This is a genomic window from Desertimonas flava, assembly GCF_003426815.1.
In the GTDB taxonomy this organism is placed as follows: domain Bacteria; phylum Actinomycetota; class Acidimicrobiia; order Acidimicrobiales; family Ilumatobacteraceae; genus Desertimonas; species Desertimonas flava.
In genome coordinates this window covers 74564-100331 of the sequence record NZ_QKYK01000010.1, presented here as the reverse complement: position 1 = coordinate 100331, position 25768 = coordinate 74564, and the positions used below count along the sequence as shown (strand labels likewise).

25 protein-coding genes and 2 tRNA genes are annotated in these 25768 nt (G+C 70.3%); 17 read left to right on the top strand and 10 right to left on the bottom strand.

All coding sequences use genetic code 11. From position 1 onward, the window contains the following. Positions 1–15 precede the first annotated feature (15 nt). Positions 16–89 (bottom strand) — tRNA-Gly (locus tag DN771_RS13705). Positions 90–270: 181 nt separating this feature from the next. On the opposite strand from DN771_RS13705, the gene DN771_RS13700 reads away from it, so the two are divergent. From DN771_RS13700 to DN771_RS13670, 7 genes are all read left to right on the top strand, one after another. Further along, on the top strand, positions 271–1035 hold the full coding sequence (locus DN771_RS13700) for a hypothetical protein (RefSeq protein ID WP_116998104.1): 765 nt from the start codon (positions 271–273) through the stop codon (positions 1033–1035). Positions 1036–1141: 106 nt separating this feature from the next. Then, positions 1142–1957 (top strand): acetoacetate decarboxylase family protein, encoded by an 816-nt coding sequence (locus DN771_RS13695; RefSeq protein ID WP_116998103.1) that lies wholly within the window; start codon positions 1142–1144, stop codon positions 1955–1957. Then, positions 1954–3264 (top strand): cytochrome P450, encoded by a 1311-nt coding sequence (locus DN771_RS13690; RefSeq protein WP_116998102.1) that lies wholly within the window; start codon positions 1954–1956, stop codon positions 3262–3264. The genes DN771_RS13695 and DN771_RS13690 overlap by 4 nt, the downstream gene beginning before the upstream one ends. A gap of 118 nt (positions 3265–3382) precedes the next feature. After that, a complete protein-coding gene (locus DN771_RS13685; protein ID WP_116998101.1) occupies positions 3383–4612 on the top strand; it encodes an ABC transporter substrate-binding protein in 1230 nt (409 codons plus the stop codon). Between the two features lie 6 nt (positions 4613–4618). Beyond that, on the top strand, positions 4619–5347 hold the full coding sequence (locus DN771_RS13680; protein WP_116998100.1) for an ABC transporter ATP-binding protein: 729 nt from the start codon (positions 4619–4621) through the stop codon (positions 5345–5347). Then, a complete protein-coding gene (locus DN771_RS13675) occupies positions 5344–6234 on the top strand; it encodes a branched-chain amino acid ABC transporter permease (RefSeq protein WP_116998099.1) in 891 nt (296 codons plus the stop codon). Before DN771_RS13680 ends, DN771_RS13675 begins: the two co-directional genes overlap by 4 nt. Next, positions 6231–8024 carry a branched-chain amino acid ABC transporter ATP-binding protein/permease gene (locus DN771_RS13670; RefSeq protein ID WP_116998098.1) on the top strand — a complete coding sequence of 598 codons (1794 nt, stop codon included), beginning with the start codon at positions 6231–6233 and terminating at the stop codon, positions 8022–8024. The genes DN771_RS13675 and DN771_RS13670 overlap by 4 nt, the downstream gene beginning before the upstream one ends. Positions 8025–8048: 24 nt before the next feature. On the opposite strand, the gene DN771_RS13665 is transcribed toward DN771_RS13670, so the two are convergent. Continuing rightward, on the bottom strand, positions 8049–9368 hold the full coding sequence (locus DN771_RS13665; RefSeq protein ID WP_162941924.1) for a type I glutamate--ammonia ligase: 1320 nt from the start codon (positions 9366–9368) through the stop codon (positions 8049–8051). A gap of 77 nt (positions 9369–9445) precedes the next feature. Here DN771_RS13665 and DN771_RS13660 point away from each other — a divergent pair, with 77 nt between their 5' ends. Continuing rightward, complete coding sequence (locus DN771_RS13660) at positions 9446–10369, top strand: fumarylacetoacetate hydrolase family protein (RefSeq protein ID WP_116998096.1); 924 nt, start codon at positions 9446–9448, stop codon at positions 10367–10369. Then, positions 10366–11826 carry an aldehyde dehydrogenase family protein gene (locus tag DN771_RS13655; RefSeq protein WP_116998095.1) on the top strand — a complete coding sequence of 487 codons (1461 nt, stop codon included), beginning with the start codon at positions 10366–10368 and terminating at the stop codon, positions 11824–11826. Before DN771_RS13660 ends, DN771_RS13655 begins: the two co-directional genes overlap by 4 nt. Positions 11827–11870: 44 nt before the next feature. Here the strand turns inward: DN771_RS13655 and DN771_RS13650 are convergent, their stop codons facing one another. Genes DN771_RS13650 through DN771_RS13630 form a run of 6 tightly spaced genes read right to left on the bottom strand, consistent with a single transcriptional unit; the run spans position 11871 to position 17731 of the window. Then, positions 11871–12722: a DODA-type extradiol aromatic ring-opening family dioxygenase gene (locus tag DN771_RS13650; protein ID WP_116998094.1), complete on the bottom strand. Its 852-nt coding sequence runs from the start codon at positions 12720–12722 to the stop codon at positions 11871–11873. Next, on the bottom strand, positions 12715–13260 hold the full coding sequence (locus tag DN771_RS13645; protein WP_116998093.1) for a MarR family winged helix-turn-helix transcriptional regulator: 546 nt from the start codon (positions 13258–13260) through the stop codon (positions 12715–12717). The genes DN771_RS13650 and DN771_RS13645 overlap by 8 nt, the downstream gene beginning before the upstream one ends. Continuing rightward, positions 13257–13994: a gamma-glutamyl-gamma-aminobutyrate hydrolase family protein gene (locus tag DN771_RS29515; RefSeq protein WP_162941923.1), complete on the bottom strand. Its 738-nt coding sequence runs from the start codon at positions 13992–13994 to the stop codon at positions 13257–13259. The genes DN771_RS13645 and DN771_RS29515 overlap by 4 nt, the downstream gene beginning before the upstream one ends. Before the next feature lie 53 nt (positions 13995–14047). Beyond that, positions 14048–15373, bottom strand: coding sequence for a L,D-transpeptidase family protein (locus DN771_RS29510; RefSeq protein ID WP_162941922.1), 1326 nt, complete (start codon positions 15371–15373; stop codon positions 14048–14050). Positions 15374–15383: 10 nt separating this feature from the next. Continuing rightward, entirely contained in the window at positions 15384–16829 is a 1446-nt protein-coding gene (locus DN771_RS13635) for an FAD-dependent oxidoreductase (protein WP_116998092.1), read from the bottom strand. Between the two features lie 20 nt (positions 16830–16849). After that, complete coding sequence (locus DN771_RS13630; RefSeq protein ID WP_162941921.1) at positions 16850–17731, bottom strand: aldose epimerase family protein; 882 nt, start codon at positions 17729–17731, stop codon at positions 16850–16852. 186 nt (positions 17732–17917) lie between these two features. On the opposite strand from DN771_RS13630, the gene DN771_RS13625 reads away from it, so the two are divergent. After that, positions 17918–17994 (top strand) — tRNA-Pro (locus DN771_RS13625). A 64-nt stretch (positions 17995–18058) separates the two neighbouring features. On the opposite strand, the gene DN771_RS13620 is transcribed toward DN771_RS13625, so the two are convergent. Next, on the bottom strand, positions 18059–20653 hold the full coding sequence (locus DN771_RS13620; RefSeq protein WP_420810928.1) for a cation-translocating P-type ATPase: 2595 nt from the start codon (positions 20651–20653) through the stop codon (positions 18059–18061). Between the two features lie 187 nt (positions 20654–20840). Here DN771_RS13620 and DN771_RS13615 point away from each other — a divergent pair, with 187 nt between their 5' ends. From DN771_RS13615 to DN771_RS13600, 4 genes are all read left to right on the top strand, one after another. Further along, positions 20841–21248: a pyridoxamine 5'-phosphate oxidase family protein gene (locus DN771_RS13615; protein WP_162941920.1), complete on the top strand. Its 408-nt coding sequence runs from the start codon at positions 20841–20843 to the stop codon at positions 21246–21248. 116 nt (positions 21249–21364) lie between these two features. Further along, a complete protein-coding gene (locus DN771_RS13610; RefSeq protein WP_116998171.1) occupies positions 21365–21820 on the top strand; it encodes an Hsp20/alpha crystallin family protein in 456 nt (151 codons plus the stop codon). Between the two features lie 202 nt (positions 21821–22022). Then, positions 22023–22448, top strand: a complete 426-nt coding sequence (locus DN771_RS13605; RefSeq protein WP_116998089.1) for a hypothetical protein — start codon at positions 22023–22025, stop codon at positions 22446–22448. A 14-nt stretch (positions 22449–22462) separates the two neighbouring features. Then, a complete protein-coding gene (locus DN771_RS13600; RefSeq protein WP_116998088.1) occupies positions 22463–22717 on the top strand; it encodes a hypothetical protein in 255 nt (84 codons plus the stop codon). A 69-nt stretch (positions 22718–22786) separates the two neighbouring features. Here DN771_RS13600 and DN771_RS13595 read toward each other — a convergent pair whose 3' ends face one another. Beyond that, positions 22787–23233 (bottom strand): CBS domain-containing protein, encoded by a 447-nt coding sequence (locus DN771_RS13595; protein ID WP_162941919.1) that lies wholly within the window; start codon positions 23231–23233, stop codon positions 22787–22789. Between the two features lie 197 nt (positions 23234–23430). Between DN771_RS13595 and DN771_RS13590 the strand changes: the two genes are divergently transcribed. Genes DN771_RS13590 through DN771_RS13585 form a run of 3 tightly spaced genes read left to right on the top strand, consistent with a single transcriptional unit; the run spans position 23431 to position 25753 of the window. Beyond that, a complete protein-coding gene (locus DN771_RS13590; protein WP_116998086.1) occupies positions 23431–24225 on the top strand; it encodes an AMIN-like domain-containing (lipo)protein in 795 nt (264 codons plus the stop codon). Positions 24226–24228: 3 nt separating this feature from the next. Beyond that, positions 24229–24654, top strand: coding sequence for a hypothetical protein (locus DN771_RS30060; RefSeq protein ID WP_205528581.1), 426 nt, complete (start codon positions 24229–24231; stop codon positions 24652–24654). Next, on the top strand, positions 24644–25753 hold the full coding sequence (locus DN771_RS13585) for a bifunctional aminoglycoside phosphotransferase/ATP-binding protein (protein ID WP_205528580.1): 1110 nt from the start codon (positions 24644–24646) through the stop codon (positions 25751–25753). The genes DN771_RS30060 and DN771_RS13585 overlap by 11 nt, the downstream gene beginning before the upstream one ends. Positions 25754–25768: the final 15 nt, after the last annotated feature.

Here is a 25768-nt window from a genome sequence, read left to right as displayed (position 1 = left end):
AGGGCTCGGGGCACCTGGAGCGGGTGACGGGAGTCGAACCCGCGTCACCAGATTGGAAGTCTGGAGCTCTACCGTTGAGCTACACCCGCGATCGCCGCTCCGGAGGGCGGCTGGACCGACAGGCTAGCGGCGGCTCGGTCGTCGCGGCCCGGACCCGGGGACCGATCCGGGAGATCTCCCGGTGCGCAGTCGTCCTCCGTCGCTCACCATCGACGCAACGGCGGATGGAAGTCCCGGCACTCGGTCGGGAGGACGACAAAGGAGCAATCAGTGAGCGACACCTCAGGCCTGTCGGAAGAGCAGGCCGAGAACATCCGGAACGTCGAGCGGCAGATCCGCGAGGCGCAGGAGAAGTTCGAGCAGGCGATGAGGAACGCCGGCCCGGCCGAGGCGGTCGAAGCCGTCGGCAAGCACATCTCCGATCTCGCCGACCCTGTCGGAGATTTCGGCGAGGGCCTCGGAGACACGCTGGAGGAGAGCATCGGCAAGGCCTTCGGGTCGGAGGACTTCGGCACCGGTCTCGCCAGCGAGACCGGCGAGGCGTTCTTCGGCATCGTCGGCGAGGTGACCGAAGGCATCGCCGAGATCGGCGCCGGGTTCGGGGAGGCCGCCATGGAGTTGACCGGCGGAGTCACCGAGGCCGTCGGTGGCGCCGCCGGCAAGCTCTGGGACGCCGGCGGCAGCCTGCTGGACGGTGACGTCGGCGGGGCCGCCGATGCCGTCTTCGAGGCGGGCAAGGACATCGCAGGCCTCGCCGGGACGGCCTTCGACACGGCCGGGGCCGTCGTTCACGCCGGTGGTGAGATCGTCGAGATGGCCGGCGAGACGGTCTGGGAAGCCGGCGAAGGGGTGGTGGAGATGACGGTCGGGCTGGCGAACAACGTCGCCGACGCCGCCGGTTACGTGGCCGATGGGGTGGCCGATGTCGCCGAGTCGGCGTACGACGAGGTCGCCGATGTCGCCGAGTCGGCCTACGACGAGGTCTCCGACGCGGCGAGCTATGTCGCGGACGGCATCGCCGGTCTGTTCGAGTGACCCGACATTGACAACGTCCCCTCCGTCGGGAAGGATCGTTCGTACCCAAACGATTCGTCCGGCAGGAGGGGCTGTTGATCGACCTGCGACCGACCAGGGGCCGCCCGTGACCGGGACCCGGGGGTTCATGTTCCCGCGCACGGCGACGGGGAGGGCGTCGCTCGTTCCCCCGCCGCCGTGGCACTACTCGGGCCAGATGCTCACGGTCGAGTACCGAACCGATCCGGCCGCGGTGGCCGAGCTGCTCCCCTCGCCGCTCACCCTCGCCGACGAGGACCCGGGCGCCGTGGCGGTCATCTGGGCCGACTGGCAGAGCTGCAGCGACACCTTCGAGGAGCTGCTCGACCCCGTGCGGGCCCAGTACCTCGAGACGTTCGTCGTCGTGCGGTGCCAGTACCGCGGCGAGACGTTCAGCCGGTGCGTGTACATCTGGGTGGATCGCGACTACGCGATGGTCCGCGGACACCACCAGGGGTACCCGAAGAAGCTCGGCGAGCTGTACGTCACCCGTCCCGTCAACGTGGGGCGGGCCGGGCCCCGACTCGAGCCGGGCGGTCGCTTCGGGGCGACCTGTTCGGCCTACGGCCGTCGCCTCATTGAGGCGACGTTCACGATCACCGGGCAGAGCGAGACCGCCGGCTTCGTCAACGGCCACCCGATGATCCACCACCGGGTGTTCCCGGCGATCGAGGGCGGTGCCGACTCGCTCGACGAGCTGGTGACGATGCGGGGCTACGACGCCGAGGCCGGACCGTGCTACTCGGGTGACGCGACGATCCAGCTGTACGAGTCCCCGGTGGAGGAGCTCACCCGGCTGGCTCCGCTCGAGATGATCGGCGGCTACTGGCGTGAGGTCGGCGTCAGCTGGAACGGGGGGACGACGCTGGAGCGGCACAACCGCGTCGACGGGGGAGCGCGGTGAGCGGTCCGTCCCCGGCGGTCGACGCCGAGCTCGATCTCGGTCCCTCCGATGCCGACATCGCCGACCCCGACACCTATGTCGCGGGCGTTCCCCACGCCACGTTCGCCCGGCTCCGGCGCGACGATCCGGTGAGCTGGTGGGCCGAGGACCATGCCGGCGGCTCGGGCTTCTGGGCAGTCACCCGCCACCACGACCTCCTCCGGGTGAGCCGCGACGTCGCCACGTTCTCCAGTGCCAAGGGCATCCGCCTCGAGGAGATGTCGGACGACGAGACGGCGGCCCGGCGCACGATGATGGAGCTCGACCCGCCCGAGCACACGGCGTACCGGCGACTCGTGTCCAAGCCCTTCAGCCGGCGCGAGGTGATGGCCTACGAACAGGCGATCCGCGTGCTGGCCCGGGCGGTGCTCGACGATGCCCTGGCGGGCCGAGGAGCGAGCGCCGAGCTCGACTTCGTCGACGACATCGCCCGCCAGCTGCCGATGCGCATGCTCGGCACGATGCTCGGCGTGGACGACGCCGACGGGCCGTGGCTGGTGGAGAAGGGCGACGCCCTCCTCGGCAACACCGATCCCGAGTACACCTCGCATCCTGTCGGGCTCGTCGACACCGACGAGTTCCGGTTGCTCCCGTTCCGCAGCCCGGCCGGGATCGAACTGTTCCGCTACGCCCAGGAGCAGGCGGCGCGCCGCCGCGAGCACCCCACCGACGACGTCATCAGCGACCTGCTTCGTCCCAAGGTGGACGGCGAGACGCTCAGCGAGCACGAGTTCAACAACTTCTTCACGCTGCTCGTGGCGGCCGGCAACGACACGACCCGGTACACGATGGCGGCCGGGATGAAAGCGCTGATCGAGCGCCCGGCCGTGCTCGACGAGTTGCGCGCTGCCGTTGTCGCCGGTCGCGGCGAAGTGGTGGCGTCGGCGGTGGAAGAGGTGCTGCGGTGGGGGTCGGTGACGATGCACTTCCGCCGCACGGCCATGTCCGACACGACCATCGGAGAGCGTCAGGTCCGGGCGGGCGACAAGGTGTTGATCTGGTTCGTCTCGGCCAACTACGACGCCGAGGTGTTCGGCGATCCCTACGTGTTCGACATCCACCGCACGCCGAACCCCCAGGTCGCGTTCGGGATGCAGAGTCCCCACCTCTGCCTCGGTGCCCAGCTCGCCCGGATGGAGATCAAGGTGCTGTTCGAGGAACTGCTGCCCCGATTGGCCGGGGCCGAGATCGTCGGGCCCGCCCCGCGCCTCCGGTCGAACTTCATCGCCGGGATCAAGCACCTGCCGGTGCGGTTCGCCCTGGCGTGAGATCGTTCGGACCCGTACGATCGTGCAGTACAGTCGGCGGATGAGGCCGTCATGAGCACACGGCGGAAGCGCCGTCATGAGCACACGGCGGAAACGCCGTCATGAGTAAGGGGGAGTGATGAGGCGAACGGGAACCATCAGGGCACGACGGGTGGCCGTGGCCGGAGCTGCGGTCGTCGCGTTGGGGACCGCCGGCGCCGCCAGGGCCACGACGGCGCCGCCCGACGCGTCAGAGCCGGCCGCGAGCGCAGCCGCCTCGGACTGCATACTGACCGAGCCGCTGCGCATCGGCTACGCCGCCGACTTCAGCGACTTCGGCGGGTTCGCCGACCAGCCCGGTTCGGAGGCCGCCGGCGTTCAGGTCGACCTGCTCAACGAGGCCGGCGGGGTGGGCGGCCTGCCTGTCGAGTACATCGTCAAGGAGTTGCCCGAGGATCCGTCGGGTGCGCAACGGGCCGCCCAGGAGATGCTCGACGACGGCGTCAACGCGATCATCGCACCGCCGTTCGCCTACAACGGCGTGCCGCTGATCGACACGGTCGACGGTCAGGTCCCGATCATCTCCAACGCATCCACCGACCTGCAACTCGCCCAGCCCGATCGCGGCGCGTTCCTGATGAGCTTCAGCGATCCCGTGCAGGCTGCTGCCGCCGCCGAGTTCGCCGTGGGCGAGGGTGCGACCACCGCCGTCACGTTCTCGTCGCCCGACGATCCGTACTTCACCAACACGACTGCCGCCTTCGCCGAGTCGTTCGGCGAGCAGGGCGGCGAGGTGCTCCGAGACTTCACGTTCGGCATCGCCGACGAGGACTTCTCGTCACAGGTCAACGAGCTGGCGTCGATGGACCCGCTGCCCGAGGTGCTCTACACGGCGATGATCATGCCCGGCGCCGGCGCCCTGCTCGAGCAGATCCGCGCCGCAGGACTCGATGACCTCCAGGTGATCGGCGCCGACAGCTTCGACGCCACGGTCGTGTGGAGCGCAGGAGAGGTCGCCGAGGGCGTCTCGTTCACGGCCCACACGTTCCCCAGCGACGACAACGGGGTGCAGGCATTCCTCGACGCGGCGGCCGACGCCGGAGTCGAGATCGAGACGGTGAGCTTCGGCGCCCTGGCGTCCGACGCCGTCAAGGTGTTCGCCCACGCCGCGGAGACGGCGTGCTCGGTCGAGGGCACAGCCCTCATCGAGACGATCGCGTCGATCGCCGACCTCGAGGTCACCACCGGCACCGTCACCTACGCCGGCACCAACGGCGTGCCGGAGAAGGACGTGGCCATCCTCACGATCAGCGATGGGGCGCCGGCGCTCACCACCGCGTTGCGGCCGGCATTCATCCCCGGCAGCTGAGCCGCCTTGCTGCGGGTCGACGACGTCACGACGCGCTACGGCGCGGTCGTCGCCCTCCGCGGCGTCAGTGTCGACGTCGCCGAAGGCGAGTTGGTGGCCGTCGTCGGCCCCAACGGGGCCGGCAAGACGACGCTGCTGAACACGATCGCCGGTCTGCTCAAACCTGCGGTCGGACGGGTCGTGCTCGGCGGGGTCGACGTCACCGGTGCCGAGCCGGCAACGCTGGTGCGGGCGGGCTTCGCTCTCGTCCCCGAGCACCGCCGGATCTTCCGCGATCTCACGGTGGCCGAGAACCTGGCCCTCGCGGGAATCACCGTCGGCACGGCCGAGCGCCGGCGGCGACTCGACGAGGCGCGCCAGCGGTTCGAGGTGTTGGCCCGCAAGTGGGACACGGCGGCCGGGTACTTGTCCGGTGGCGAGGCCCAGCAACTGGCTGTCGCCCGGGCGTTGATGAGCCGGCCGCGGGTGCTCGCGCTCGACGAGCCGACGCTCGGGTTGGCGCCGGTGATGATCGACGTCGTCTTCGAGGTCCTCGCCGACCTCCACGCCCAGGGCCACACGATCCTCGTCGTCGAGCAGAACGCCCGACGAGCCCTGGCCCTCGCCGATCGCGGCTATGTGCTCAGGACCGGACGCGTCACGGCGTCCGACACCGGTGCGGCCCTCGGCGCTCGCGACGACCTGTTCGGCGCGTTCATCGGCGACGGCGACGTGTCGGTGGCGCCTCCGTCGTGAACGTGTTCGTGCAGACCCTCGTCGACGGGATCGGCCGCGGCAGCACCTACGCCCTGCTCGCCCTCGGAATCTCGCTGATCTTCGGCGTGATGCACCTCGTCAACTTCGCCCACGCCGAGCTGATCACGGTGGCGGCCTACGTCGGCTACGCGCTGTCGACACGCGGCGTCGCCTGGTGGCTGATGGCGCCGGCGATGATCGCCGCCGCCGTGGTGGCGTCCGTCGTCACCGAGCGGGTGGCGTTTCGCTGGGTTCGCAAGGCCGGCCCGTTCACGATGCTCCTCACGTCGTTCGCCCTCGAGCGCCTGTCGCAGGCGCTGTGGCAGGTGCTCGTCTCACCGAAGAAGCAGTCGTTCTCGGGGCCCGGCTGGGCCTTCGAGACGATCGAGATCGGGGGCATCCGGCTCGAGGTGATGGACCTCGTCACCATCCTCGTCACCGTCGTGGTCCTCGCCGTCACGGCGTTCGTGTTCCGGCGCACGATGTTCGGCATCGCCGTGCGCGGCGCGAGCGAGGACTTCGACGCCGCACGGCTGATGGGGGTGCGGGCGAATCGTGTCATCGTCGGCGCCTTCGCCTTCGCCGGCGCGCTGGCCGGGGTCGCCGGTGTCCTGATCCTCATGCGCAGTCCCAGCGCCGAACCGACGCTCGGTTCGGACTGGCTGATCAAGGCCGTCGTGGCGGCCATCCTCGGCGGCCTGGGGAGCTTCACGGGGGCGATCGTGGGCGGTGTCGCCCTCGGGCTCGCCGAGGTCTTCCTCCGGGGTTACCTCCCCGAGGGCGTGATGGAGCGGCTCACCGACGCCTTCGTGTTCGTCCTCATCGCCGCCCTCTTCGTGCTGCGGCCGCAGGGCCTGTTCACCGTTCGTTCGGCGGAGCGCGTGTGACGGGGCTGCGCCCGCTGCTCGGCCGCCTGCGCGACGGCGTCGGCGCCACCGCCGTGCTGTTCGCCGCGTTGGTCGCCGGTTGCTGGATCTACACGTCCACCGGTGGGGCCGCCCGCGACCTGCTCGTCCAGGAGCTCCTCATCAACCTCGTGCTCGTGCTGGGGCTGCAGATCTTCATCGGCAACACGGGCATCTTGTCCTTCGGCCACCTGGCGTTCACCCAGATCGCCGCCTACGGGACGGCGCTGACGCTGATCCCGGCGGCGACCAAGGCGACGTCCCTCCCCGACATCCCCTTCGACCTCGGAGGCGTCGAGCTCGGCCCCGTGTGGGCGACGACCGTGGGCGTGGTGGTCGCCGTCCTCGTCGGCGGGGTGGTCGGGACGGCCATCGCCCGGGCCGGCGGACTGGCCGCGACGATGATCTCGCTCGCCGTGCTGTTCGTCGTCGACCAGGTGGTGAAGAGCTGGCAGGAGCTCACCAGGGGCGCGGGCGGCTTGGCCAGCGTGCCGCGGTTGGCGACCAACACCCCGTTGTGGGTCGTCGCCGCCGGCGCGCTGGCCGTTGCCCACCTGTTCCGCACGAGCCGGACGGGCCGCTTCGCCGTGGCCGGACGCGAGGACGAGATCGCCGCGCCGGCCATCGGCATCTCGTTGTTCTGGACACGATGGATGTCGTGGGTGGCGAGCATCGCCGTTGTCGCGGTCGCCGGCGCCCTTCGTGTCCAGGCCGTCGGATCGACGAACCCCAAGCAGTACACGCTCGACGTCGGCGTGCTCCTGCTCGCCATGCTCGTGGCCGGGGGCATGCGCACCGTGTCCGGTGCGTTCGTCGGCACGGTGGTCATCACGGTCGGTAACGAAGCGGCGAGGCAGTTCGGTGACCGCCACGAGATCGCCCGCCTGCCCGACCTGTTCCTCGGCGTCGTGCTTCTCGCCGTGATGTTGCTGCGCCCCGGCGGGCTCCTCGGCGACGCCGACCTGGCGGCGACGATGGCCAGGTGGTGGCGCGGGCGGGACGGGCCGGTGCCGGCCGCTGCGATCGCGCCGGCCGAAGCGCCAACCCCGGTCGGCCCGCTGTCGGCGGACGACGTCGTCGTCCGCTTCGGCGGGTTTCTCGCGCTCGACGGCGCCGGCTTCCGGATCGGTCCGGGCGAGGTCGTCGGACTGATCGGTCCCAACGGCGCCGGCAAGACCACGCTGTTCAACGTCGTGACGGGAATCGTGCCCGAGCAGTCGGGACGCGTGAGGCTCGGCGATCGCGACCTGACCGCCGAACCGCCCCATCGCATCGCCCGCGCCGGTCTGGCCCGCACCTTCCAGAACCTCCGGCTTTTCGCCAACCTGCCCGTCCGAGAGAACGTCGAGCTGGCCGCGGTCGCTGCGGCCACCTACCGGAGCCACCGACCCGGTCCGGACGTCGACGCTCTGCTGGCCGATGCCGGACTGGCCGACGTCGCCGACCGACCGGCCCACACACTCGACTACGGAAACCAACGCCGGCTCGAGCTCGCCAGGGCGGCGGCGATGGCGCCCGACTACCTCCTGCTCGACGAACCGACCTCGGGGATGAGCGACGAGGAGAGCCTGGCGATGGTCGACCAGGTGCGGGCGACCGCCCGCGGTGTCGGCGCCGGTGTGCTGGTGATCGACCACGACCTGGCGTTCATCACGCGCATCAGCGACCACGTCGTCGTGCTCGCCGAGGGGCGCGTCCTCGCCGAGGGCACTCCGGACGCCGTGCGTGCCGATCCCGCGGTGGCGGCCGCCTACCTCGGCGCCGAGGGGTGACGAACGATGGTCGCAGGCACCGCGTCAGTAGTACGGCAGGTAAGTGTCGAGCTCCCAGGCCGAGATCGTCGTGGGGTCCCATGGCTCGCCGGCGGCCTCCCACCGGGCGAGGTCGTGGCGGCGCAGGGTGACGTAGGCCGCCGTCACGTCGGTGCCCACGGCGTCGACGAGGTCGGTGTCGGCCTCGAGGGCGGTGAGCGCCTCTCCGAGCGAGTGCGGCGTGTGGCGATCGGTGTTGGGTTCGGCGTCGGCGTCACCCACCTGCGGTGCTCCGCAGTCCAGTTCGGCGAGCACGCCGAGCCGGGCGGCGTCGAGCATCGCCGCCGCCGCCAGGTACGGGCTCGCCGTGCCGCACGGGACACGGCTCTCGATGCGCGTCGCCTCGGCTCGCTCCTGCGGGATGCGATACGTGCTGATGCGGTTGTCGAGACCCCAGTTCGCCCAGTAGCCGGCGATGAGGCCCGGCATCAGGCGCTTGTAGCTGTTGACGAGCGGGGCGCTCAAGGCCGACACCGCCTCGTGGTGGTCGACGAGGCCGGCGATGCACCGGCGGGCCAGCATGGACAGGCCGTCGGGATCGGCCGGGTCGAAGAGCGCGTTGGCTCCGGGTCCGCCCGCGGCGTGGGCGGTGGACAGGGACAGGTTGATGTGCAGGCCCGACCCCGCGCCGCCGGCGTCGGGGCGGCCGAGGAACGTGGCCTGGTAGCCGCGCGTGGCGGCGAGCTCGCGCACCATCTCCTTGGCGATGACGGTGCGATCGGCCGATTCGAGCGCCGGGCCGTACTCGAGGTTGAGCTCCATCTGGCCGGGGGAGAACTCGGTGAGCACGCCCTCCAGCCCGAGCTCCATCGCCTCGGCGCGGTCGAAGTACTCGAGGGCGAGGCCGGTGGGATCCCCGCCGAGTCCGACGCCGTACACGCGATGGCCCTCGCCGGCCGCAGGACGCCACCCGCCCTCGCCATCGGGCGCCATCACGTAGAACTCGAGCTCGAAGCCCAGTTGTGGCTCGTAGCCGAGGGCTCGCCAGCCGTCGACGGCACGGGCCAGGGCCGCTCGCGGGCAGATCGGCAGCGGGGCGTGGCCGAACGACAGCTCGCAGACCACGACATCGGTGTCGGGCTCCCAACCCGGCCGCCGGGAGTCGAGCACCGGCGTGGCGGTGAGGTCGGCGAACCCGACGTCGGCGGCGTAGCCGGCGATCGGCAGGATCTCGCCGGCGGTGCTCATGGCCAACGTGGTGACGGCGTGATGCGTGGGGTGGTCGATGCGCCCGGCCGGGACGTAGCGTCCGTGAGTGAGACCATTGAGGTCGCTCCACATGGTGCGGATTCGCCGATTCGCCATCGTCTCCATTCTCCCACATTCCCGACGAGCGTCGGACACGTGCTGATCACCATGCAGACCACCAAGAGGACATGACAATGACCGAATATCGACGAATTCTCCTCGACGGATATGCCACCCGTGTCCGCCTCGTCGGCGATGAGCTGGTCGCCGGCGACGGCCGGACGGTCGCGGCCGCTGACGCCGTGCATCTGCCTCCCGTGGAGCCGACGAAGATCATCTGCGTCCACCTCAACTACTCGAGCCGCGTGCAGGAGTTCATCACCAAGCTTCCGCCCGCGCCGACCTACTTCCACAAGCCGATCACGGCGCTCAACGCCCACGGCGCCGACGTCGTGCGTCCCGATCGGTGCCACTGGCTCAACTTCGAGGGTGAGATCGCCATCGTCATCGGGCGCACCTGCCGCAACATCGCCCCGGGCGAGGCCGCTGACCACATCGCCGGCTACGCCGTGGCCAACGACTACGGGCTCCACGACTTCCGTGACACCGACGCCGGCTCGATGCTTCGCGTGAAGGGCGCCGACACCCTCTGCCCCGTCGGGCCCGGTCTGGTGACCGACTGGGACTTCCGCGGCAAGCGGCTGCGCACCCTCGTGAACGGTGAGGTGCGTCAGGACGGCAACACCGACGAGATGGAGTGGGACATGCACTACCTCGTCGCCGACATCGCCCGCTTGATCACCCTGGTGCCGGGCGACATCCTGCTCTCGGGCACGCCGGCCAATTCGAGACCGGTCGAGCCGGGCGACGTGGTCACCGTCGAGGTGGAAGGGCTCGGCGCGCTGACCAATCGGATCGTCGCCGGCCCGACGCCCGTCCGTACCGATGTCGGGGCGCAGCCCACCGAGTCCGAGGAGGTGCGTTCCACGGCGCTCGGGGGGGACTGGGAGCACCGCGGCAAGCGGGCACCACGGGGCCCCGGAGCTCAGCACTACGAGAGTGCGCTCGAGCCGGGCGCCGTCGAGCGCGATGCCGGCGAACGAGGGGACCGAGGGTGAGTGACCGACGGGTTCTCGTCGAGGGTGTCGCCGTCTCGCCGGATCACCTGATCGGCGGCGCCCGTGTGTCGTCGCCGACCACGTTCGAGGACCGCTCGCCGCTCGATTGGTCGTGGAAGCTGGCCGACGTCGCCCGCGGCGACGCGTCGACCGCCACCACCGCAGTCGACGCCGCCGTCGCCGCCTTCCCGGCGTGGGCGGCGGCCGGCGTCGCCGAGCGGGGGGCGTGCCTGCATCGTCTCGCCGACCTGATCGACGCCCACACCGACCACATCGCGGCCGTCGAGACCGTCGACATGGGGATGCTGCTCGAGTCGATGCGACTGCGCCTCGTGGCGCGCGGAGCGATCAACTTCCGCACCTATGCCGACCTGGCGGCGGCGCACGAGGAGCGGCGGTGGTCCTCCAAGGGCACGGCGAACACGGTGCAGCGGATGCCCGCCGGCCCGGCGGTGATCATCACGCCGTGGAACGCGCCGTTCATGCTGTCCACGTGGAAGGTTGCCCCGGCCCTGGCCGCCGGCAACACGGTCGTCCTCAAGCCGGCCGAGTGGTCGCCGTTGTCGTGCTCGCTGCTCGCCGATCTCACGGTCGAAGCGGGGTTCCCGCCCGGCGTGTTCAACCTCGTGCAGGGCATCGGCGAGGAGGTCGGTGCGGCGCTCGTCAGCGACCCGCGGGTGCGTCGCATCAGCTTCACCGGATCGCCCGAGACGGCGCGGCACATCGGCCGCGCCGCGGCCGACAACATCGTCCCGTTCACCGCCGAGCTCGGCGGCAAGGGTCCGCTGGTCGTCTTCGCCGACGCCGACCTCGACGCCGCGGCGGCCAAGGCGGCCGTGATGTACGACGACTCCGGCCAGGTGTGCCTGGCAGGCACGCGCCTCTTGGTCGAGGCGTCGGTGCGCGACGAGTTCGTCGCCCGGTTCCGGGCCGCCGTCGACCGCCACGTGCTCGGCGACAGCCGGGATGCCGCCACGACCATCGCACCGATGATCCACCCCGACCACGTCGAGCGTGTGCTCGGCTTCGTCGAACGGGCCGTCGCCGCCGGGGACGAGGTCGTCTTCGGCAGCCACCGGGTGGGCGACACCCTCCACGTGGAGCCGACGCTCATCGAGCCGGCCGGCAACGACAGCGAAGTGGTCCAACGTGAGGTGTTCGGTCCGGTGCTCACACTGCAGACGTTCGCCGACGAGGACGAGGCGATCGCCATGGCCAACTCGACCGCCTACGGCCTGTCGGCCATCGTCTACACGGGCTCGACCGAGCGGGCCGAGCGCGTGGGCCGGGCGCTGCGCGCCGGCGTGGTGTGGGTGAACACGTTCCTCGTCCGCGATCTCACCGCACCGTTCGGAGGAATCGGTCTGTCGGGCATCGGCCGCGAGGGCGGTGACTACGCCCTCGACTTCCACAGCGACCTGAAGACACTCCAGATCGCCGAGGGCACGACGACGTAGACGCGCGTCACGAATGGTGCCAGGCACCATCCGTGACGCGCACCTCAGTCGAACCAGATGTGGATCTGTCCCGTGCCGATCGAGTTCTCGTACTCCGAGTACTTCACGCCGCGACCGTGCCAGTTCCTGCCCCCGAGTGCCGACGCCATCATGATGTAGTGCCCGAACATGCCTTCGGGGTGAAACCGGAGGAAATCGGGCATCGAGTCGAGCACGCGAGCGTGGTCACCGGCCTCCATCCACGCAATGCGCTGCTGGTCGGCGGCACGCGCCTCGGGCGTGCGGATGTGCACCGGATCGGACGCTTCGTGATTGCGGAGCTGCTTGAGCTTCCAGAACGTGTGGCTCATCGCCCCGCTGGCGAGGAGCACGACTCGGCGGTCGCTGCGGGCGATCGCCCGGCCGATCGCCTCGCCGACGCGTTCGAAGTCGTCGGTCTCGGCCGTCTGGGCCAGGCTCACGCTCACCCACCGCTCGGGCCCTTGGAGGAACGGCAACAGGTTGACCGTGGCGTAGTGCAGGGGCAGGTACGGGTCGTCGATGGGCGTCAACCAGGTGCCGGCGGCCGTGGCCTCCTCGACCATCAGCGCAGCCAGCTCGGGATCGCCAGGGAAGTCGTAAGGCACGCCGCTCATGCCACGCGGCAACTCGTCGGAGGTGTAGCGGCCCGTCCGGCGCTCGTGCGAGGAGACGACGAACTCCACGGTCGTGAACCAGTGAGCGTCGAACACCACGTAGGTGTCGGCGCCCAGCGCGTCGAGCTTCTCGGCGCGCATGCGGTGCAGCCCGGGGACGAGGCTGATCTCCTTGCCCTCGTTCAGCTCGTGGCGGGTGGCCTCGGGAAGCACGATGGTGGGGACGTGGGCCACGAGGGCGGCGCCGACGATCTCACCCATTGCCCGGCCCCGACTGGTCCACGCCCTCGACGGAACGCTGCAGCTTGCGGAGCAGGCGGGCGAGCTCGTGGCGCTCGCCAGGGTCGAGACCGGCGGCGATCGCCGACTCGCCGCGGTTGAACGTGACGAACAGCTTCGACATCAGGCTCGTTCCGCGTCGCGTGAGGGCGACGTAGAGCCGCCGCCGATCCTCGTCGTGGCGTCGGCGCTCGACGAGCTGGCGGCGTTCCAGCGTGGAGAGGACGCCCGTGAGCGTGCCCTTGGTGATGCCGCTGTTGGCGGCGACATCGCGGAACTCGTGCTCGCCCCACACCCAGAGGACCCAGAGCACGGTGAAGGCGGTGAACGACAGGTCGTGCACGGTGAGGACCGATCGTTCCAGCTGAGACCGCGCGGCGTTGGCGGCGCGGAAGACGTTGGACAACGCGGCCATGGCGTCCAGGTCGAGAGCGGTGTCGAGACCGAGCTCACGCAGGCGCTCGCCCACTTCGATCTCGGCAGGGAGGAGCTCGGGATCGGGGGCTGGTGCTCGGCTCATCGTCGTGTCGACCTCTGCCGGCGGCGCCGTGACGCAGCCTCGACGAGCCAGGCAAAGATCGGGTCCGATGCTGCGCCGGCCAGCATCTCGGGGTGCCACTGCACGGCGATGGCGTCCCGATCCGGCAACTCGATCGCCTCGATGGTCCCGTCGCCGCTCCGGCCCACCACCTCCCAGCCCTCGGCGAGGCGGTCGATCGTCTGGTGGTGGAGCGAGTTGATGGCCACCTCGGGTCCGTACAGGTCGTGGAGGCGAGACCCGGGCGTGATGACGACGGTGTCGGTCTCGGCGTCGGGGGCCAGGTCGAAGCGGGCGTGATCGGGCACGTGCTGGTGCAACGTGCCGCCGCCGTGGACGTTGAGCAGCTGGAACCCGCGGCAGATCCCGAGCACCGGGACGTGGTCGGCGACGGCCATGTCGATCACGTCGAGCTCCATCGCGTCCCGCTCCGGTTCGGGGCCGTGGAGCTCGGCCTCGGGCCTGGCGCCGTAGCGGGCCGGGTCGATGTCGGCACCACCACTGAGCAGGACGCCGTCGAGCACGCCGCGGTACTCGTCGACGTCGACGGCCTGGGGCAGATGCACCGGCAACCCACCCGCGTCGGCGACCGCTGCGGCATAGGCCGACACGTACATGTCGATCGAGGCGTCGGCGAAGTTGGCGGGCATGCCGGCGAACTGCGACCCCCGAGCGACCCGACCGGTCAGGCCGATGAGCGGGCGATCGTTAATCATTCGGGTCCAAACGATAGTCGATCGAGCCGCTGGTGGATCCCGGTCGCCTGGCCTCAGGCGGGTGCTGCACTCCGGGCGTAGAGCACGGAAAAGGACCCGATGCCATCCACCGACGGGTCGTCGACCAGTCCGACGATCTGCAACGGCGTCCGGCCGCTCCAGCTGCACGTCACCCCGGACGTGGGGGACTGGCGTCGGGCGCACCCGAGGAACATCGCGTTGGCGCCATCCCACGAGGCGGCGACGAAGAGGGCATCGAGCGATGGGTTGCCGCTCTGGCCGGTGGTGCCGTAGCGCGCCGCGGCGGCGAGAAGCTCGGCGACCCCGCTGTAGCGGCGCGGTCCGAGTTGGGGCGGGTCGATCTGACGGAACGACCCGGTCTCCGGGCAGCCGAGATCGCCGGCCAACGTGCGGGCCGTCTGTGGGCCGACCACCCCGTCGGCCACCAGGCCGCGGGACTCCTGGTAGGCGGCGACCACCGCGCCCATCTCGGGCGTCATGGTCGAGGCGGGCGGAACCCATCGCCCCGTGACGTGGATGATCGCCAGCCGGATCGTCTGCAGCTCGGCCGATGGCTCGGTGGGCGGCACGGGCTCGGCCGGTGGGTCCTGCGGGTACAGCGAGGCGTCGCCCCACCGGTAGCAGAGGGCGGCGGCGGGAACGCTCATCCGCACCAGTTCGGCGTTCCCCAGCTGTGTTGGCTGGGGAGTGACGGTCTGTTCGAACGCCGAGAGCTGTCCGCCGTCGACCACGTCGAAGCCATCGGCGGTGGCCGTGAACGTCTGCCGTCGCACGAGTGGGGCGCAGCAGCCGTCACCCGGCACCGGCCCCTCCCCGGATTCCACGGTGAACGTGGGGCCGTCCGCGGCGAGGATGCGGCCGGCGGGCAGCTCCTGTTCGGCGATGACCGTCACCGAGTGGTCGGCGGCGACCTGAAGGAGCGCGGCGCTGCGCGTCCGGATCACCCCGCCGGCCTGCTCGCAGGAGAGGAACGCCAGCGCCAGGCCGTCGAACGGGGCGATCGGGCGGACGTCGTCGAGCACGACTCGCTCGACGCCGACGATCGCGGCGCCGCCGATGACCTGGACGTCGCCGTCGCCGCACGGCGACGGCACGACGGCCTGCAGCCAGTTTACGCCGGCCAGCAGGTCGACGGGCGGTGCCGTGGTGGTCGATGTCGATGTCGTCGTCGATGGCGCAGGAGCCGTGGATGTCGTCGCCGGGGGAGTGGCGCTGGACGTGGCAGACGGCCCGACGAGCGCCGTCGAGGAGGGGCCGGTGGCCGGCGGCGATGTGGCCGACACCGTGGGCGTGGCGACGATGGGGACGAGTCCGGCGAGGATGCCGACGCGGGTCACCCAGCTGCGGCGGATCGACACCCGAGCGACGTTAGCGAGTTCGGACCGGCGCCCGATGGCTCTCCCAGATCGGCTCGATGACCGGCGCCAGCGCGACCAGTCGCGTCGACTGCGGCGCCAGGCCGGCAGCCACGATGCACGCGGAAACCAGCGCGCTCTCCTGGGAATCGACGTCGAACGTGTGGGTGCCGGCGAACCAGATCCCCTCGTCGCCCTGGATCTCGGCGAGCGACCGCTGGGCCGCGATGAACGCCGGGGTGATGTTCGGGTGTCGGTACTCCCTGTTCGCCAGCACGCTCGTGGGAGGTTCGCGGCGGTTCGTCGTCCACGACTTGAAGACCGGTAGCCCGGCGGCCCGGTCCTGGATCGCGCCGTACCACATGCTCGCCTCGCATTGGTCACCGTCGTTGCGGGCGTTGTAGGACGCCCAGTGCGCCGGATCGGTCGGCATGTAGATCGAGTCGGTGTGGATGGCCACGCTGGCCGAGAAGTACTGCTGCCGACCGTAGATCTCAGCGATGCCCACACCGCCCGCGCCCAACTGCTCGGCGAGCCGGCTGGCCGGTTCCGGCGGCAGGGCCAGGACGATCTCGTCGAACGTGAACTGGCGTCCGTCGGCTGCCGTCGCCGTGAACTCGTCGCCGGTCCGGCTCACGCCGACGATCTCGGCGGAGGTGTGGATGTCGGTCGTCGTCAACTGGCCGATCAATGCCTCGGCCACGGCCTGAAGGCCGTCTGCCACGTTGTGGTAGTTCACACCCAGAGGGTCGGCGAGGTCGACCGGGCGGGCGAGGAACGCCACGCCGCCCCGGGCGGCGACCGCCTTGTTCTCCTCCGTCGACGTCCCGTTGAGGGCGGCGAGGAGCGGGTAGATGACCGTGCTCGTCGCCGTCGGCGAGAGGTCGAGCTGATCGACGTACTGGCCGAGTGTGGTGCTCCAGTCGCCCGTGCCGAGCCGTTGGGGTCCCGCCCAGTCGGCCTGGGCCGCGGTCGTGAACGTGAGCAGCGCCACCGCGTTGTCCAATTGGGCCGAGGGGTCGACCGACGAGAACGTCAGGCCGGGCGCCCCGTGCTGCCACATCGCGATCGTCATGTTGGCGGGCACGATCGGCAACCGGAGCGTGTCGGTCACCAGCTTCCAGAAGTTCGGGTAGCTACGTCGCGCGAAGTACTGGGCGCCCACGTCGACCCAGTGCACATCGTCGCCGACGTCCACGACGACGGATTCGGCGTGCCCGCCGACGAACTCATCTCGTTCCAGGACCGTCACCGTGTGAATGCCGTCGAGCAACCATGCGGTCTCGAGCCCGGCCATGCCGCCGCCGATCACTCCGACCCGCATCCCTGGCGTCGCCTCGCGTCTCGCCGACGGCTCGCGTGCGCCTCCGATCACCATTGTTGCGCCGACTGCTGCGCCCGCCTTCATCAGCCTGCGCCGCGAGATGCCCTGCCCCCCGGGGATCTCGACCGACGACATGCGCGGTTCGTTGGGCTCGTTCAGCCGACCCCTGTCCCGCCGGGCGGGACGAGGAACCGGTAGCGGCACGAGGTGGAGTCCCCGGGCCCGAGGACGCGCGTCCCCGTGCCGTCGATGCCCCGCTGGTCGAGGTTGAACGCGTCGTTGGCGTTGGTGACGGGCTCGACGCAGATCCACCCGGGCACGCCGGTGTACACGACGAGGTGGTCGATGTCGTCGCTCCACTCGATGATCAGGTCGTCGAGGACGGCCCGCCGCTCGCCGATGCCGGTGAAACAGGTGTCGATGGTTGGCGGCACCCGTCGCCGGCCCTCGCCGTCGAGTGACACGTCGTGGTCGGCATCGACCGGGACAGGTGGTCCGGTCGGCAGGCAATCGTCACCCGCCGGCCACATGTGCGAGACGTCGGCCCAGAACGGCGACGCCCGGAACCACGGATGGATCCCGAGACCGACGGGCACGGCGCGGTCGCCGCCGTTCGTCACGGCGAGCTCCTGGTGAAGACCCTCGGGGTGCAGGGTGAACCGTTGCTCGACGGCGACGGCGTAGGGCGGTGTGTCGGTGGTGGTCCGGAGCGTCGCGCTGGTCGCGCTCTGCTCGGTCACCGACCAGGCGGTCGCGGCGACGAGGCCGTGGATGGCCGTGCCGTCGGGGTAGTTGATCGGCAGCTGGTGGGTCACCCCGTCGAACGTGAACCGCCCGTCGGCGATCCGGTTCGACCACGGCGCCAGCGGATAGCTGCCCCACTGCGCCCAGTGGTAGGGGTCGGCCGGATCGCTCTGATCACGCGGCCGCAGCAAGGGACCGCGACCGAGGTCGAGCTGGGCGAGACGCCCGCCGTGCTGAGGCGCGATCGTCGCTCGCAGATCGTCGAGCACGAGATCGATGTCGTCCTGCGCCACAGCGTGACAGTAGTCGGCACGCTGGAGCCCCCTCACCGCCCCACCCATCCGAGTGTCGAAGTGCTCCCGAGTGTGGAATGCCCACCTGTCGGTCATTCCACACTCGCATGCCGGGCGGCCAGCGCAGGCGTGATCCGAATACCTCCCGTCGTTCGACCGGGCGGCTCGGTATCCTTCGGAGCACCACGGGGAGTAGCGCAGCCTGGTAGCGCTCCTGCTTTGGGAGCAGGAGGTCGCGGGTTCAAATCCCGCCTCCCCGACCACCACACGTTGGGGGTTCCCCGGCGAACCGATCAGCTGGCGTGGCTCGTCGTTGCGGTCCTCTCCCTAGAGGTGACGCGGCCTGGCTCGAGCTCGCCGGTGGATCTTGTCGATGGCGTCCACGGCGAGCAGCACGGCGGCAGCGGCGACGGCCACGAGCCAGCCAACCAGCGGGGGGCTGGCGTGGCCGAGCTCGCTCGCGATCGGACCGGCGAGGATGACGAGGAGCGAGAAGACGAGCTCGACGCTGGCGGCTGGGATCAGCAACCGGTTCGTCGTCCAACCCAGCGCGCCAGGCCACTGGCTGGAGCTCCGGCACGCGAAGGCGTTGGCGGTCTGGGCGATGACAACCGTCATGAACGCCGCGCCGGACGCGGCAGCCAGAGCGGGCCCCTCAGGGAACGTCTCGCCGGGCCGCCAGCCGGCGACGACGAGGCACAGAAGGAACGAGGCCATGGTCATCACCGCCACCGTGGGGCCGAGCACACCGAACGCTCGCCGGGCGACGGTGTAGTTCAGGAGCCGGCCTGAGACCGGTGGGCCTTCGAGCAGATGCCGCGCTGGTGGCTCGGCGCCAAGAGCGACGGCGGAGAGGGTGTCCGTCCCGAGGTCGAGGGCGAGGATCTGAAGGACACCCAACGCTAGTGGGAAGCGGCCACCCGAGATCGCCCAGACGATGAACGGGGTGAGCTCGGCCACGTTGTCGGTGAGGTGGTAGGTGAGGAACCGGCGGATGTTCACGAACGTGGCACGTCCCTGCTCGACGCCGGCGACGATGGTGGCGAAGTGGTCGTCGAGCAGCACCAGATCGGCTGCCTCCCGCGCGACGTCCGTTCCGGAGGCACCCATCGCGATGCCGATGTCGGCTTCGTGCAGGGCTGGGCCATCATTGACGCCGTCACCGGTCATCGCCACCACGTGCCCGCGCGCCCGCAGTGCCTTGGCGATGCGCAGCTTGTCCTCCGGGGAGACCCTGGCCACCACGATCCCGTCGCGGTCCAGCACGGCCCCCAGCACCTGGCCGTCCGCAGGGAGATCGTTGCCACACAGCACCGGCGCCCCCTCGACGTGCAACCCGACTTCCGAGGCGATTGCCGCGGCCGTGGCGGGATGGTCGCCGGTGACCATGGCCACCTTGATCCCGGCCCGGCGGCACGTGTCGATGGCGCTCGCGACATCGGGACGGGGCGGGTCCTCCATGGCAACGAGCCCATAGAGGCGAAGACCGACCTCGGCCTCTTCCGCGGAGGCCGGCAGCCGTCCACCCGTGGGTCGGCCGGCGACCGCAAGGACTCGCAGGCCCTTCTGGGTCAGCGCGGCAAGCACATCGCTCGCGCCGGCATCCTGCACGCACAGTGGGAGCACCGCGTCGGGTGCGCCCTTCGCGAGCACCTCCCCGTCGACAACGATCGACATGCGCCGACGCCGTGGGTCGAACGGGAAGCGGGCTTCGGCGCGGTGCTCGACGCGGTCGGTGCCAGTGTCGATACCCATGCGGCGGGCGAACGCGTCGAGGGCCGCCTCCATCGGGTCGCCGTGAGCTCGCCACTCGCCGTCGACCTCGTGGACGTAGCCCACCGAGCAACGAGCGGAGGCGAGCGCAAGACGCTCCAGAGCGGCCCGGGCGTCGGGGCTGGAGAGCACGGCCGTCGCGACCGGCTCGTAGCCGGGGGTACCGATCAACGCCATGCCGTCCGGCGTCCACGCTTCGACCACCGTCATCTGGTTGCGGGTCAGCGTGCCTGTCTTGTCGGTGCAGATGAACGTGGTCGACCCGAGCGTCTCAACGGCCTCCAGTTCGCGCACCAGGACCTGGTGCTTGGCCATCTGCTCGGCACCCCAGGCCAGCGACAAGGTGACGGTCGGTAGCAGTGCCTCGGGGACGAGCGCCACCGTCACCCCCACGGCAAACACGAAACCGTCCGATGCCGGGTTGCCAAGCGCCACCGTGAGCGCGAAGAACGCGACACCCACACACACCGCGATGGCTGCGACCGTGCGCACGACGGAGTGCAGCTCCCGCGCCAACGGGCTCGGCGGCCGCTCGGTCAGCACGGTGAGCCGGGCGATGTCGGCCAGCCGAGTCGACTCCCCGGTGGCCGTGACGACCGCCTCGGCCTCGCCCTCCACCACGAAGCTCCCGGCAAACAGATCCCCGCCCTCCATGGCGGTCGGCTCGCTCTCACCCGTCAGCAGCGACGTATCCACCAGCAAGCCGTGGGCGACGACGACGCTCGCGTCGGCCGCGATCCGATCCCCCGACTCCAGCAAGACCACATCGTCGACGACGACTTCCTGGGCGTCGACCTGTACCGGGCGACCGTCGCGGCGGACCGTCACTCGTTGGGGCAGCAGGGCGCGAAGCCGCTCCGCCGCCTTGTCGGCCCGACTTTCCTGCACGAAGGCGAACACCGCGTTCAAGATCACGACCCCGAAGATCGCGACCCCGAGTTGCGGGAGCCCGGCCACGAACGCCAGCCCGCCCGCAGCCCACAGCATCACCGCGAAGAAGTGCAGCAGCTGATCCGCGAAGCGACGCCAGGCCGAGCGACGCCGAGGAGGCGGCAACTGATTCGGCCCCGCGCGGTCGAGGCGGGCGCGTGCCTCCGTCGAGGTGAGACCCAATGGGCTGGCACCGACGGAGTCCTGCATCGCCTCCATCGTCGATGGCATACGTCGGCACGCACCAGGGGCGAACGGCCCGAGCGCGGACCACCTTCGGGAGCAGCCCACCCCGCCGTCCCGGCGCCGTGGAAGTCGGGACGCACGGCCCTAGTGAGGAGGGGCGCGGCGGGCCCACGATGAGTGCGTGGAAGAGTCGAACGCAGAGCCGGGGCCAGAGCGTGTCGTGTCCTTGACAGAGGACGAGTGCATCGCCCTGCTGTCCGCTCGCACCGTCGGCCGGATCGCCGTCGTGCATGAGGGCTATCCGGCCGTCTTTCCCGTGAACTACGTGATGGTGCGGGCGGAGGAGGGGTTCATGATCGCGATCCGCACGCGACCGACGAATGTCATCGATCGCGTCGACGAGTTGGTCGCCTTCCAGATCGACAGCACCGAGGTCGGCCGCGATCGAGGCTGGAGCGTGCTCGTGCGGGGCCGGCTCCTCGCCGTGACACCCGACGAGGTGTACGACTCACACCCGATCCTCGACGGCCGGGATGCGTGGCGCATCGTCATCCCCCACGTCGTCACGGGACGGAAGGTCGACCCCCCGTCCTCGGACTGGGACTACGACGCCGCGGCGTACCTGTAACGGCGCCCACCGCTGGGGTCGCGGAGACGCCGCGAGAGAAGTCGTCCAGAACGGGACCATCGGCCCTGTCGGGCCGCATGCGGTCGACGCAAGCTGAGATCGAAGGAGGTGCTCAGATGAGCAAGCAGAAGGACAACAAGACGGCACCCTCCCACGAGGTACCGACTTCGACGCTACCTGCGCCGACACAGTGGATGTCCCGGTTCAGCTTCCCCGATCTGTGGCAGGCGTTCGCCGGCCCGGACGTGAAGCTCGAGGAGTTCCGCGACAACGGATCGATGGTGGTTCGAGCCGAATTGCCGGGGGTCGACCCGGACAAGGACATCGCCGTGACCGTCAAGGACGGCACGCTCCACATCCACGCCCAACGGTCGGAGGAGTCCAGTCACAAGGACGATCGCTCGTACCGGAGTGAGTTCCGCTACGGGTCGTTCGACCGGATGGTCCACCTCCCGGCGGGCGCGACCGGAACGGACGTCAAGGCGACGTACCGCGATGGCGTCCTGGAAGTCCGGGTCCCGGTGGACGACTCCGCACCTCATGGCCAGCGGATCGAGGTCACGAGGAGCTGAACCAGCCGCCACATCGCGGCCGGCCCCGTTTGCTCTGAGTGGGCAACGGGGCCGGCTGTGGGTGATGCCGGCCGCAGCCACGGACGTCCAATTGGGACCTAGGGCCCTTCCGGTGATCGGGGACGCGGCGTGAGAATGCTGACAGCGAGCGAGGTGACCGCTACGGAGAACTCTCTCGACCCGCACGGGAGGAGGACGCCACATGTGGCGACGCAAGAAACGATCCGACGCCGGGAGCCGGCGTGATCTCGTCGAGGAGACCGAGGCGTTCCTGCAGGGAACGCTCGTCGAGTGGCATCTCCGCCACGATCGGTGCGTACCGACCTGGGCCTGGACCAACCTGCTCGCCCACGGCACGCGCGACCAGCTGATCGGCGCGACGCGCGCCAACTTCGCCGACTCGTCACGATGGGCGCAGGCCCGCCAGTACCTGGCCGCCGAACTGCTCGATCGGGTTCCGGAGCCGAGCGCCCTGCGTCGCCTCCAGACGCGTGTCCTCGTGCCGCTCGAGTTCGAGCTGGCAGCCCGCACTCTCGCCTACCAGGAGCCATCCGAGTGGCTCCTGGTCGTACTCGATCGTCTGGTCGGCCAGCAACCGGCGCGTTCCCCTCGTGCCGACCACACCTGACGCAGGAGCAACACATGCAACAGGAATTCGACGAAGCGGGCACTCCCGGACTGGTCGTGGTGCGAGTCGTCCACGACGGCCTCGTCGCCCATGAGGAGCGGTGCCAATCAGCTGACGAGGTCCTGGCTGTGATCGAGGCGTGGGAGGACGTCGACGGAACCCGGTTCGAGATCGTCGACGAGCGGCAGCCGTCGCGCGGGCCGATGCCGCCGCAGGAGTTCTTCGCGTCGGTGGAGGAACCGCTCCTCGACGACCCGCAACGAGGCTGAGGGTCGCGCCGCGCAGCGCCGAGCCGGCGGTCGGCGGGCTTGTCCACCGTGACCCGTCGCAGGCGGGTCCTAGGTCGTCGAGAGCGGTGGCACTTCGCGGTGGGCGAACAGGGCCTCGGCGGTGAGGGGCCGGGCGAGATCGGCCAGGTCGGACGCCAACTCGACGAGCAGGTCGTCGGTCGAGAGCATGCCGACGAACCGTGTGCCCTCGACGACAGGAATGCGTCGGATCGCGTGTTCGTGCAGGAGGCGGTAGACGCTGTGCACGTCGGCACCGGCCTCGATCGTGACCGGGTCGGGCGTCATGACCGAATCGATGCGGGCGTCGGAGGGGATGCCGCGAGCGACGGCCCGCCGGACGATGTCGCGGTCGGTGACGATGCCGACGAGCCGGTCGCGCTCCACGACGGCGAGCGAGCCGACTCCGGAGTTCTCCATCACACCGGCGGCCGCGCGAAGCGTCGTGTCGGGAGGAACGGCGACGCCGGGGCGGTGCAGGTTCTCGATCGTCTTCATGGTCGCGACCTCCGTTCGCTGCGGGTCTGTGTCAGCCCACGTCCATTGAGCACGCCGGACCACCGGGCGGGGCCAGGGCCGAAAGTCCATTCGGCCGCAGTGCGGAGTGCCGACGAGCGTGCGCCGGGGCGGCCCGGGACCTTCGCCCCTTCCGGGAACCCGGTGGGAGGAGCAGAGTTGAGACAGGAGGCACGATCATGAAGGCTCACACGTACGGCAGGTTCTCCTCATCCGTCCGGCCGGTGCGACCCGGCGCACATACGTGGCTCACAGCCGCCGGCGTGCTGGTCGCAGCGGGCGGGCTCGTCGCCTCGTCGAGGGTGTCGGCGGCCGAAGGCGCCGGCGAGCAGGTGCTGGCCGCGCGGGGTGACTGCGGCGATCTGGGCGACACGGCTCCGGTGAACGACGGCTTCCCTCAGCGCCTGTCGAGCCTCGTCGGAGCCGACATCCGCACGGGTGGGCACGACTGCTTCGAGCGAGTCGTGCTCGAGCTCCAGGGCGACGGGGACCTGCCCGGCTACCAGGTGCAGTACGAGTCCGATCCGATCCTCGACTCCCCCCGCGGCGCGCCGGTGGACGTGGCCGGGGATGCCACGTTGGTGCTCTCGGTGGGGGCGTGGATGACGTCGCCCGACAGCGGCGGCTACCAGGGGCCGTCGGAGTTCGTGCCGACCAACGTCGACAACATCCTCGAACTGCAGATGCTCGAGAACTTCGAAGGGATGACGTCGTGGGCGATCGGTCTCGACCGACAACGCGACTTCGACGTGTTCACCCTCGACGATCCGGTCCGCATCGTCATCGACATCGCTCGCGACGCACCGCTCCCCGCGACCACGTCGCCGGGGGCCACGGTGCCGTCCACGGCGACACCGACGGCGCCCCAGATTCCGCCCACGCGGTTCGGCCCGCCGTGGTCGGAATCGGCGCGTGACCTGATGATCGGCGGTCCGATGGGGCCGATGGGGCCGATGGGTCCTGCGGCTGGTTGAGACGTGCCACCAGTCGGCGACGACGTGGGATCGCCGCGGATCGCGGCCGACGACCTGTTCCGGCCCGGCGTCGAGGTCGCCGAGACGCACGTCTCCCGGATCGCCTTCATCGGCGATCGCGCTCACAAGCTCAAGAAGGCCGTCCGGTTCGCCTTCGTCGACCTCTCCACCCCCGAGCGGCGCGAGTGGGTGTGTCGCCGCGAGGTGGAGCTGAACCGGCGATTCAGCCCCGACGTGTACCTCGGCGTCGAGGAGGTCGTCGATGACGAGGGCCGGGTCGTCGACCATGCGGTTCTCATGCGACGGATGCCGGCCGCTCGCCGACTGGCCACGCTGATCACCACGGGACGCGATGTGTCGCCGTGTCTCCAGGCGGTCGCCAGGATCATGGCCGGTTGCCATGCGAGGGCAGCGACCAGTGACCAGTGACCAGATCCGCGCCGTTGCCACGCCACGAGCCCTGCGACGGCTCTGGCACGACAATCTCGTCGAGCTCGACGCGTTCGTCCCGTCGATCCTCGACCGCCCGTCGCTCGGCGACATCGAGCGATTGGCGACCAGATACCTGGCGGGTCGTGGTGTGCTGCTCGCCGAGCGCAGTTCGGCCGGGCGGATCGTCGACGGCCATGGGGACCTGCTCGCCGACGACATCTTCTGCCTCGACGACGGACCGCGGATCCTCGACTGCCTGGAGTTCGACGATGCGTTGCGCTGGGGGGACGTCCTCTACGACGTCGGCTTCCTGGCCATGGATCTCGAACGTCTCGGCCATCCCGAGCTCGCCCGATCGCTCCTCGACGAGTACCGGCGGCTGTCCGGGGAGAACCATCCGCGCTCGCTCGAAGACCACTACATCGCATACCGCGCTCTGGTACGCGCCAAGGTGTCGTGTCTGAAAGGCACGCCGGCCGACCACGCCGAGGCATCCCGCTACATCGCCCAGTGCCTCGAGCACCTGCGCGCGGCTCGCGTGCGACTCGTTCTCGTCGGTGGTCTCCCCGGCACCGGCAAGACGACCGTCGCTCGTGGCCTCGCTCGCACCCTCGGCTGGACGGTGCTCAGCAGCGACGAGCTGCGCAAGCAGGATGCCGGACTGGACACCGTCGACCACGCGGCCGCGGAGTTCGGCCACGGCCTCTACACGTCGGCCGCCACGGAGCGCACGTACCGCGTGATGCTCGAGCGGGCGGGAACGCTCCTCACACGAGGGGAGAGCGTCATCCTCGATGCCTCGTTCGCCCAGGAGCCGTGGCGGCAGGACGCTGCCGTGGCCGCCGGTCGACTCCACGCCGATCTCGTCGAGCTGTGCTGCCAGCTCCCCTCGGAGACCGCCGCCGGCCGTCTCGTCGAACGAGCCCGCGGCCACGCCGATGCCTCGGACGCCGACCCCTCCGTGGCCGCCGTGATGGCCGGGCGGTTCACACCGTGGCCGTCAGCCACACCGATCGACACCCGATCGTCGCCGGCCGAGGTTCAGCAGCGCGTGCTCGCCGTGGTCGACGCGGACCGGCCGTCGATCGGGCCTTGACTGACGGACCCGGTG